Annotated in this window: 11 protein-coding genes and 1 tRNA gene; 3 read left to right on the top strand and 9 right to left on the bottom strand. The window is 50.4% G+C overall.

Annotation, left to right across the window (positions count from 1 at the left end; translation table 11 throughout):
• Window positions 1-243: 243 nt before the first annotated feature.
• Window positions 244-315, bottom strand: a tRNA-Thr gene (locus IQ260_RS21030).
• 86 nt (window positions 316-401) lie between these two features.
• On the opposite strand from IQ260_RS21030, the gene IQ260_RS21025 reads away from it, so the two are divergent.
• Together IQ260_RS21025 and IQ260_RS21020 are read left to right on the top strand one after the other, a co-directional pair.
• A complete protein-coding gene (locus IQ260_RS21025) occupies window positions 402-701 on the top strand; it encodes a DUF3493 domain-containing protein (RefSeq protein ID WP_193995055.1) in 300 nt (99 codons plus the stop codon).
• Complete coding sequence (locus IQ260_RS21020) at window positions 691-1,281, top strand: esterase/lipase family protein (protein ID WP_193995054.1); 591 nt, start codon at window positions 691-693, stop codon at window positions 1,279-1,281. The genes IQ260_RS21025 and IQ260_RS21020 overlap by 11 nt, the downstream gene beginning before the upstream one ends.
• A 197-nt stretch (window positions 1,282-1,478) precedes the next feature.
• Here the strand turns inward: IQ260_RS21020 and IQ260_RS31735 are convergent, their stop codons facing one another.
• The 4 genes from IQ260_RS31735 to rsgA all read right to left on the bottom strand — a co-directional run bounded on the left by IQ260_RS31735 (window position 1,479) and on the right by rsgA (window position 5,844).
• Window positions 1,479-1,709: a VOC family protein gene (locus IQ260_RS31735; protein ID WP_322745009.1), complete on the bottom strand. Its 231-nt coding sequence runs from the start codon at window positions 1,707-1,709 to the stop codon at window positions 1,479-1,481.
• Window positions 1,710-1,782: 73 nt separating this feature from the next.
• Complete coding sequence (locus IQ260_RS21010; protein ID WP_193995053.1) at window positions 1,783-3,456, bottom strand: LA_3751/LA_3752 family putative glycosyltransferase; 1,674 nt, start codon at window positions 3,454-3,456, stop codon at window positions 1,783-1,785.
• A gap of 247 nt (window positions 3,457-3,703) precedes the next feature.
• The gene (gene glsA / locus IQ260_RS21005) at window positions 3,704-4,654 is read right to left on the bottom strand and encodes a glutaminase A (RefSeq protein ID WP_193995052.1); all 951 of its coding nucleotides are present in this window, start codon (window positions 4,652-4,654) and stop codon (window positions 3,704-3,706) included.
• Window positions 4,655-4,782: 128 nt separating this feature from the next.
• Window positions 4,783-5,844, bottom strand: coding sequence for a ribosome small subunit-dependent GTPase A (rsgA, locus tag IQ260_RS21000; protein WP_193995051.1), 1,062 nt, complete (start codon window positions 5,842-5,844; stop codon window positions 4,783-4,785).
• A gap of 473 nt (window positions 5,845-6,317) precedes the next feature.
• Here rsgA and IQ260_RS20995 point away from each other — a divergent pair, with 473 nt between their 5' ends.
• Entirely contained in the window at window positions 6,318-7,118 is an 801-nt protein-coding gene (locus IQ260_RS20995; RefSeq protein WP_193995050.1) for an endonuclease/exonuclease/phosphatase family protein, read from the top strand.
• Between the two features lie 132 nt (window positions 7,119-7,250).
• On the opposite strand, the gene IQ260_RS20990 is transcribed toward IQ260_RS20995, so the two are convergent.
• From IQ260_RS20990 to IQ260_RS20975, 4 genes are all read right to left on the bottom strand, one after another.
• Window positions 7,251-7,904, bottom strand: coding sequence for a cupin domain-containing protein (locus IQ260_RS20990; protein ID WP_193995049.1), 654 nt, complete (start codon window positions 7,902-7,904; stop codon window positions 7,251-7,253).
• A 26-nt stretch (window positions 7,905-7,930) separates the two neighbouring features.
• The gene (locus IQ260_RS20985) at window positions 7,931-8,308 is read right to left on the bottom strand and encodes a VOC family protein (protein ID WP_193995048.1); all 378 of its coding nucleotides are present in this window, start codon (window positions 8,306-8,308) and stop codon (window positions 7,931-7,933) included.
• 20 nt (window positions 8,309-8,328) lie between these two features.
• Window positions 8,329-8,898, bottom strand: a complete 570-nt coding sequence (locus IQ260_RS20980) for a TetR/AcrR family transcriptional regulator (RefSeq protein ID WP_228016318.1) — start codon at window positions 8,896-8,898, stop codon at window positions 8,329-8,331.
• A 105-nt stretch (window positions 8,899-9,003) separates the two neighbouring features.
• The coding region (locus IQ260_RS20975; protein WP_193995046.1) for a metallophosphoesterase family protein at window positions 9,004-10,123 on the bottom strand (1,120 nt) is incomplete at its 5' end.

The following is a 10,123-nucleotide window of genomic DNA, read 5'->3' as shown; positions in this document are numbered from 1 at the left end:
CCAAAGGGTAAGGCTTCTAAGGGTTCAGATGACTACTGAACCCTTAGAAGCCTTACCCTTTGGTGCTTTGGAGTACATAGCATCGCAAATAAGTACATTTGATCCTTACACCCAATTTACACCCAAACTTATCTTTTGTTACCCAATTTTGACCTAAAAGTTAGAACCTATGTATCATGGCATTGATACATAGGTGACCGCCCCAGGTTCTGAAATCCTTTGAGACCAATGTTTTTACTAAAAAGCCAACGGCGGGATTTGAACCCGCGACCGCTCGATTACGAATCGAGTGCTCTACCACTGAGCCACGTTGGCGTGTTGGACGCTTAGTATAGCAGTAGAGGCTATCAAGATGGGCCATAGTTTGAAAAAATGGTAACAGTCCTGCTAGTAGCAACTCCATGGCAAACAAATCTAAACCCAAGGCAACTGATCGTACTCCCACCAAGCCTCCGGGTATGAGTCAGGAGCGATTTGAACGTCTTGTTAAAGAGACGCAATCACCCTTTAAGGGCTTCCGTAAGGTGATCTATGGCGCGGTGGGTATTTCTGGGCTACTGGGGGCGTTTGTGTTTTTTACCCAGCTGATTGCGGGTAGAGATGTGAAAACGGCATTGCCTAACCTGGCGGTGCAAATGGCCGTGATCGGCATTGCTGTGATTCTGTTTTGGCTGGAGGGTCGAGGCGAGGGTGACGCATGATGGCAAACCAGCGGTAGTGCTGGTCCATGGTCTATGGAATACGGTTAATATTTTTGGACGGCTGTATTTGTACCTGGAAAGACAAGGGTGGGATGTGCATGCGGTCAGTCTGATGCCAAATAATGGGGATATTGGTATAGACCAGCAGGCAGAGCAGCTGCATCGATTTGTTGAGCTGTCTTTGGGTAGTCAGCGGCCATTTTACCTGGTGGGTTTTAGCATGGGTGGTTTGGTCAGTCGCTACTACCTACAGCGTTTGGGAGGGCTGCGACGAGTGCGGCGTTTTGTTGGGGTAGCTGTACCCCACTATGGTTCAGTGCTGGCCTGGTTTCGGTGGAATGTTGGTGGGATACAAATGCGTCCAGGTAGTTCGTTTTTGGCGGATTTGAATTGGGATATGGAGCAACTGTTGGCCTGCCGACCATTATCGCTATGGACTCCCTACGATTTGCTGGTGCTGCCTGCCCGCCATTGTTGTTTGCCCATTGGTGAAAACCAGCGTTTACCGGTGACTAGCCACAATGGCATGTTGCGGGATGAGCTTAGCCTAAGGGCGATCGCAACGGCGCTAGCGAATTAGACTATTGCTTCCCCCACCTGTGCGTGTTCGCCCTCGCCAAAGATAGCGCTGGGGTGACAGTAGTATTTGAACTCCAACAGATTGTGAAAGGGATCTTCTAGACAAAATGTGCGGTGCTCCAGGGACGTTCCCTCAAAACGGCGCTTTGGGGTTTGATAAAAGTTGAGGCTGTGGGTCTGGGCGCGCTTTGCCAGGGTTTACCAGTCAGCTTCTGAGTTAAAGACAAGGCCAAAGTGACGAGGATAAATGCTGTCCTGGGCCAAGAGCGGCTCACGGGTGACGTGGGCGACTAGCTGGTGCCCTTGAAAGTTCATGATCAGCGCACTGGGGGATTCTCGACCGGGCTGGCAACCTAGACCCTCAATATAAAAACGTTTGGTGTCGGGAATGTTGCTAACGGGAAAGGCTAGGTGAAACAGATTTGCCATCGGGAGCGCTGGATAGGTAAGCTGCGAATTCTCCGACTGGAGAGCATGGGGAAATCCTAGCACCTGGCTCAGCCTATCTCTGCGGTCCAGCCTGACGAGTCTGAATGGCTCCGCGATAAAATGGATACTGGCCAAAGGTGCCCAGGGATTCAAAGGATACGCGGATGCGAGTATTGCCACCGTTACCATCGGGCATTTGGAACCTTAGGGTGCCTTGACCTGGCGTGGGACAGGGTTTTTCAGGATTGCAAATATACAGAAATGAAGGCTCGTTCTGGTTGATTAAAGCGGCTGCCAGCCGCTCTATCGCTTCATTGGTTTCAGTGCGGAAAAAGGTTTTGAGGTGCACGCTGGGCCAGAGCTGCTGGGCGACGTGCTGATGGGGCATGGCGACCCACCGTTCATCATAGTTAGCCAGGGCGGTAATGGCCGGGGCAATGGGGGCATAGTTGCTGGGTAAGGAGGTGGAGTTTGTCAGCGGATCGCGGTAGATCAGCAGCCCACCGTTAATAATGTTGGCGTAAAACCCAATCACCCAGACCAGTGCGATCGCAGCCAAGGCATACCGTCGCTTTTGTCTAAATCGCCACAGGTGCTGTAGACCAGCGGCTACCACCAGCCCCACCATGGGCACCAAGATGAGATAAAACCTGGGACCCCACTGCTGGGTGCTCACTGCTGAGGATGCAATCAGCGGCACTGCGATCGCAAACAGACCTCCGACTAGACCTAGCATGATGCCTGTCCGTCGAGCCCGACCCCGCAGCCACCACGGCAGCCCCAGCCCTAGCAAAATAGCTGGAAAATATCGCAGTAGCGACACCACCATCTGACCGTAGTTGCTGCCAATCTGCCCCACCTGCTGTCCAAGGGATAACTCAGTCCCCAGATAAAATGCCCGAATCCCCAAGGGATGGCCATAGAACACCCAGTTCATCCCAAATAGTCCCAACACCGTTGCCACCATGACGCCCACGAAGGCCATCACCACCGAGCGGGACAATCCCCGAGGAATCGGCACTCGCAGCCACGTTGGCAGCTGCTTCGGCGGTGCCAAACTGAAGCCGATCATTATCCCCAAAATCGCCACTAAGCAGGAAAATTCTGGCCGAAACCACACCGACAGGCCCACACACACACCGTTGACCGTGGCTTCATTCAGACTGATACGATTGCTGGAGTTTTTAGACAAGCTATGGAGCATTAACCCCGATAGCCCCCAAAACGCCAACGCTACGGCCAAAGTGTGCTCCCAATACATGGCCCCATAGAGCGTTAGCGGCGATGCCAAAATTACCAGGCCCAGGCTCAAGGCTGTGATTCGCGATCGCAGCCGCCAAACTTGACACACATGCCAAAACCGCCCCCAAATCACCCACAGAGAAACCAGGGGCACAACATATAGCCCCGAGTAACCCATCAGCGCATAAAACGGAGCCGTCAGCGCTGAAAATGTAAACGGAAACGTAATAAAGTAATTCCCCTGCTGTTCATAGGCATAGGGTGGGGCAAATGGATACAACCCCTGTCGCCATAGGGTCAACACCCAGGGTGGGCGCGGAATATCCAGGGCCACCTGCCACTGACCGGTACTCAGCTGTTGGGTCAATAGGGCCTTTAACCCCGCATCCGTACTAAAAAAAACACCATCTCGACTGTAAACCTGCAGCTTTAGACTCAGACCGATTCCCAGTATCAGCACCAACCCTGGCAAAATCCAGGACAGCCACTTCTTTGAATTCTGCATATTTTTATTTATAAGCTCTCAAATAGCCGCTACTGATATAAGGGATACCCCGATCAATCAGACGAGATACGCAACCTGACGCATATGGCTAGTTAAATTTTCTAGGATCAGGACCTATTCTCCGTACAGACTAGCCATCGACGGTAACAAGCTTTAAAAATCACCCATGCTTTATATAGCCTGGGTCACATTGGCCTCAAGCCCATGGAGTCAAAGATAGCGGTTTGAGAAGCGATTTTTGAGACCCTTAAATACAAAAATTACAGCGTCCCATGGACAGATCAAACAGATGCAGATTATATTCCTTGGACAGCGCCTCAAACACATGCAGTCCGCGCACACTGTTGCCATTGTCATCAATGGGTGGGGAAAACGTTGCCATCCCCGCTTTTCCTGGAATCACAGCCAAAATTCCCCCAGATACTCCACTCTTGGCCGGCACCCCCACCCGATAGGCCCATTCGCCCGCTCGGTTGTACATGCCGCAGGTGTACATGACACTGAGCAAATCCCGCACATAGTCCTCACTAATCGCCTGGCTTTGGGTCATGGGATTTTTGCCATGGTTAGCCAGGGTAGCGGCCATAGTGGCTAAGTCGCAGCAGGTCACCATGACAGAACATTGCTGAAAGTAGAGATCGAGGGCCGCATCAATATCTTTGTCGATCATGCCAAAGTTAAGCATCAGGTGTGCCATGGCTCGGTTTCGATGTCCGGTGGCCCGTTCTGACATAAAGGTAGGCATATCGATAAAAAGTTCGTGCCCGGTATACCGCTCAAACATTTTGAGCATTCGATTCAGTTTATCGGTGGGACTATCGCCCTTTAGTAAGCTCGTGGTGGCAATCGCCCCGGCATTGATCATGGGGTTATAGGGGCGATGGGAACCCTCATCTAAGCGAATCATTGAATTAAACGGATCCCCGGTGGGTTCTACCCCTACTTTCTCCAACAAAATCTCTCGACCATGATCTTCTAGGGCTAAACCGTAGGAAAAGATTTTAGAAATTGACTGAATGGTAAACTTCTGGGCGGTATCCCCTACGTTAAAAACTTGACCATCCGTAGTGACAATGCTGATCCCAAACCAGTCCGGGTGAGCCTTGGATAGTTCTGGGATATAAGCCGCCACCTGGCCCGCATCCACCATCGAGTATGTGTGGTGCAGTTTTTCTAAAAAATTCTGTAACTGCGTCATAATGTTCCCCATCAGTGTCCCCAAAGGCCCGCTCGATAGCATCATAACGCCAGGCATCGTCTTGACTAAACCTGACAGAGGCTATCAATAGGGCTTGATGGTTAAACGTACCGTTTTATTCTTCCAATCTATTCCTCTCTTTTTTGCTGCTGACGTATGGTTTTGGTAATCGCTTTCCAGCGAGCCTTACTGTTGGTCTGGTGATCCTGCCGACGGTGCAGATAAGCCTGCTCTTTTTGCAATTTTTGATAATTGCTCAGTCGTTTTGCCGATAGCTCCCCAGTTGCCAAAGCAGCTTGGATAGCACAGCCTGGTTCCGACTGATGCTGACAGTCGCGAAAACGACACTGCTGGGCCAGCATTTCGATATCTGTAAACGTTTCATCTAAGCTATCGTCTGTTAGCCACAGCTGCAGCTCACGCATGCCGGGGGTATCAATTAGGAGAGTGCCGGTCGGCAAGCGCAGCATGGTGCGGGACGTGGTGGTGTGACGACCGTGGCTATCGTCGGCTCTTACCGCTTGGGTAGTTTGGATGTCAACACCCATGAGTTGGTTCACCAGGGTGGACTTGCCCACGCCGGAAGACCCCAGCAGGGCAATGGTCTGCCCCGGTTTGAGATAGATGGCTAAGGCTTCTAGATTGGTTTGCTGTAGGGCACTTAACAGAATGATCGGCACACCGAAGGCAACCGCTTCAACCGCTATCCGCCTTTGGTCGAGATCTTCACAGAGGTCGGCCTTGTTTAGCACAATGACCGGCTCCGCTCCACTCTCCCAAGCCATGACTAAATAGCGCTCAATCCGTCGGAGATTAAAGTCATGGTCGAGACCACTGACCAGAAAAAGGGTGTCAATATTAGCGGCAACAACTTGAGCGGCTGTTCGAGTGCCGGCTGCTTGACGAGAGAACTGACTTTTGCGCGGTAGTACCGCCTCAATCAGTGTTTGATCTGTTTCTGGCTGGGTTTGCAGGACAACCCAATCACCGACGGCTGGAAAGTCTGCCGGGTTTTGGGTTTGATGTCTAAATTTGCCGGTTAGCGTCGCGGTCATATCCCCCTGCTCGGTGTAGAGATGGTACTGACTGCGATGAACCACAGCAATCCGTCCGACGCTGTACCCTTGAGCAGCATAGGGAGCAAAGCTGTGGGCGAAGGTATCGCTCCAGCCTAAGCTAGTTAATTCCATGATGTAACAAAATCCTCTAGGTCAATCGAATCTATGACCTCCAGGGCCTATACCCTGAGGTCGTCACCGTAGAGGAATGGGGTGAAGAACTGCTGTCAGAACTTATCCCAGCAGTTTCTAGGAGGCATTCCCTACGGTGATGGTGAATGTAGCGATAAGGATGACCGACTCAGACATAGGGTTCAGCTCCTAACGTGGGGAGAAAGAACATCCATAAGTATAGCTAGGATGACCAGGCCGTGTCGAGGTAGATAGTCTGCCTGCTGGGGACACAGGGCTACTTGATAGCCGGGATAGTCTAGATGGATACTTGATCATCAAAAGTACCCTTGGGGGTACTTTATAGTTTGATTCGATTTCATAAGCTAGAGTTGGCCCAAAAGCTTGGCTTACTGACCACAGCAGGGCTAGCTAACACTCTTGAACTAAGCAAGCCTCTAATGTTGTCGTGACTAAATTAGGGAGAAAATTCGATGAAATTCGGCAAAACTACGGCCAGAATTGCCGCTTGGAATATAGCCGGATTCAATCCCATTGATGCCGCACGCACCCAACGACAGGTAGACGGGTTAGCCCTGCTCGATGCGGAACTCATTACGCTAGTAGAGGTTAAACCATTTTCCCATATGCAGCGGCTGATTGAAGGGCTAGCCGCGAAGGGGTGTGTTTATCAATCAGTTATGCTCCAGCAGGCTAGTGACCTTAATATTGGAGTTCTCTTTAAAGAAGGTGTAGAGGTTTCAAACCCGCAATTTATTGAGAACTCTGATCTCGGTAGTTCGCGTAGGCGAAAAGCTTTTATGGTCGATGTAAAAATCGACAGATTTGATTTTAAGCTCATTGCCGTTCATCTAAAATCCGGTCGAAGGCGGGCTGAACAAAAAATTCGCGATGAACAGTGCAAAGTTCTTGGAACGTTTATTGCCGAGCTGCGTAGCCAAAGCAGAGAAGACATTGTGTTGCTAGGTGATTTCAATATGATTCCGGGTGAGGATGTGAGTAATTTTCATCATTTAGGTGGTGATGACATCATGAATTTTCTGTCTTCCTGGGATCTTCAAGCCCGTTTCTCACATATTTTGCCAGCGGGCAGAGCAAATTTACTCGATGGATTTGCCATCACCAGGACATTTTCAACAGAGTATATTCGTGGCAGTCTGCAACTGTTTCCAATGCATTGGACTATGGATATGGGACGGGAAAAATTTCGGAATGAGGTGTCTGATCATCTGCCGTTTGTCGCCTCCTTTCGCATTGACCGCAGCCGAGATTAGACAGATCTTCTATAAATTTTGAGGAGCCTTTGTAAGGGGAAGGGATAATTTAGACTGGTGAAACCTGTTTAGCCCTCTTAATGCTGTATGCCTATGTCCGGCGCGATTCAACCCATCATCAAACCTCTCACCCTATGATAGGTGCCCTGTTTTCACGTAAATCAGACAGCCTGTTTCACTAAACGGTGTATGCACGCTGTCCGGTGGGTTACGCAGCCAAGTCCCTTGAGGATAAACACCCTGCTCATCGGCAAAGGTGCCGTCTAAAACAAAGATTTCTTCGCCACCCCAATGGCGATGTTGTTGAAATCTTGTTTCAGGTGCCCATTTTACCAGGGCTACCTGCTCGGTGCCGTAGGCATGTAGAGGCAGCACCTGTAAGCCAGGCACTAGACCAGGAGCCCAGCCAGACCTATGGGTGTCGATGGTGACCTGCTGTTGATCTTCGGACTCCATTTGTCGGAGCTTGACTAGAATAGTCGCACCGTCTTTACTGTGGGGCGTATGACTGGAGCCTACAGGATTACGCACATAGGTGCCTGGGCCAAAGTCTCCATGCTCGTCTGAAAAGATACCATCTAGGACAATAAACTCTTCACCGCCGCCGTGGGTGTGGGCTGAAAAGTAACTGCCAGGAGCATAGCGGACAATGGACGTGGCTCGGGCAACTTCCTCCCCATCGCGTTCGAGCATGCGCCGTTGCACACCCGCCATGGGAGACTCTACCCAGGGTAGATCATTGGTATGAACAACGGCTCGTTTTGTTAAGTCAGCATTGATTTTCATGATTAGCCAAAGAACCAAAGAAACACTTAGCCCATGCAAAAGAAATTGAGTTTGTTCCCATCAGGATCGCGAAAATAGCCAGCATAGAACTTCAATGTCTGATTGGTGCGCGGACCGGGTGTACCTTCATCAATAGCCCCCAATTCCAAAGCCTTGGCATGTAAACGGTTAACATCCTCAGGGCTCTTGGCACCCAAAGACACCATAGAACCATTCCCTATGGTCGCTGGTTGGCCATTAGCGGGCTGGGCAATGCCAAAAAACGGGGTACCCTCGGCACCCGCATAAAGAATCACGCGATCAACCGCCGCCGCCTGTTTGCCATCTATTTCCGCCAGTAAAGCATCATAGAATGTGGCTGATTTTTCAAGATCGTTGGTGCCAACTAATGTGTAAGCAATCATTGCTAATCTCCTGTTTTTGATTAGGGTTTGGAAAATTTGGCTGTAAGCAATGGATAAACAACTTGCTCAAACGTGGCAGTGCTGTTGGCTGATGAACGAGCTAACAACTGGGCTCCTTGCAGCAGTGCAATCAATCCTTTTGCTTCTTGGTCAGGCTGACAGTCCCAGCCGTTGGCATCACAGCCTCGCTGGAGCAGCTGGATGAGCCAGACTTCGGTGTCACGAAAGAAGGCTTGAATCTCGGTGTGAACGGCCTCAGGTAAAACGACAAAATCCGCTGCCAACATGGCGCACAGACAGATTTGGCCATCCTCCAAACCATTTCGGTAGAGATTAGCAAATTGGATGATTTGTTGGTCGGGGGACATGGGAGATTGGGCGATGCGATCGCACGCTTCCACCATCCCCTTCCGATATCGCTTTACCAGCTCCTTAACCAGCTCATCCTTTGAGGGAAAGTGGTAGTGAATACTGGCTTTACGAATACCCACCTGCTTTGAGATATCAGCGTAACTAAAGGCGCTATAGCCCCGGTTACGCACCATATCTTGAGCCACATCCAAGATGCGTTTAGCTGTAGTGTTTTCCATAAACCAGTTATCTACCATCTAGTAGGTAGATGTCAAGGGTGCGTTTCCCCATATAGAACTAAATTCTCGAGCAGGGTGCTTATGGGATCATGTAATGCCGAATTTTTACGTCAGCTCAATGGCGGTCTGTTCTTTTTGAGACCATTGGCCATGGTATTTTTCGGCTATGAGGGGCCGCACTATCAGTTTGGGTGCGCCATGCTCCGTTGAGGATGTGGTGTCAACATCAATCCGCACACAGGAGTAAGGACGATGCCTGTGGGAGCCCTGACCGTGACGCCCCAGAAACAGATGGGATTTAGCAACAGGTTTTTCCGTGCCCTCAATCACTTCTTTAATTTCGGGTCCCTCGGAGCGCTGTCGCCGCAGGCTATAGCCGCTGCCGCCACATATTAGATAATTAATATTGGCATCGGCCAGAGAGCTGGGGCAGGTGCGTATGTGCTCCAGACAGTGGGCGTGACCGTTGATCACTAGATCAACCACGGCTCTGTTTTGCAGGTGCTCACCCACTGTTTGACGAACCTCTGCAAAAACCTGTCGCAGCCGGTGACGAATGGCTAATGTTTGGCTTTGGTTCCACTTAGTTGCTTCGGTGACGTAGGGGGGATGGTGAAAGTAGAGAATACGTCCGCGAACGGCTGGGTTAAGCCAGGAGTCGATTAATGTTTGGCGCAGCCAGGTGAGTTGTTCAGTGTCAACCTGATCTGTCTGGGTGGTTGTTTCTAATTGTTTTTCAATGTCGCGAATTTGTTCGTCGATTTGTTCGACTTTACCAATTAGCTCGGCAGCTGGGTCTTCATTCTCCTGAGTCTGCTCAACCTTGATGGATAGTAGATCTGTCTTTTGCTGTTGTAAGGTCTCTAATCGTGCAGAGAGCTGTTGTCGATAATTTTCTCCTGCAGACCCTGCTGAAAGCGGCAGCGGTGAATTGAATGTATTAGAGTCAATGGAAATAAAGTCAATTCCACCATAGTGGAAGGTATAGTAGCGATTGGGCAGACGTGTAAACTGGCCAGGGCGATATCGTAAACAGTAAGTGTCTTTATACTGGGCGGTGTAGTGTTGGTCCAAATGTTGGGCTAACTGACTTTCGCTAAGTCCCCGGAGATAGTCCATAAAAGCACGGGCGTAGGTATCTCCGGTGTAGGAACCACTCCAGCCAATGTCTAGATCGACATAGGAGCGCAACAGTTTTTTTAGGGGGCGACTGGCGATTGATAAC

The sequence above is a fragment of the Leptolyngbya cf. ectocarpi LEGE 11479 genome (genome assembly GCF_015207065.1).
Taxonomy (GTDB): Bacteria; Cyanobacteriota; Cyanobacteriia; order Phormidesmidales; family Phormidesmidaceae; genus Leptothoe; species Leptothoe ectocarpi.
Note: the sequence above shows the minus strand (reverse complement) of the source record. Positions and strands in the feature narration are given on the sequence as shown.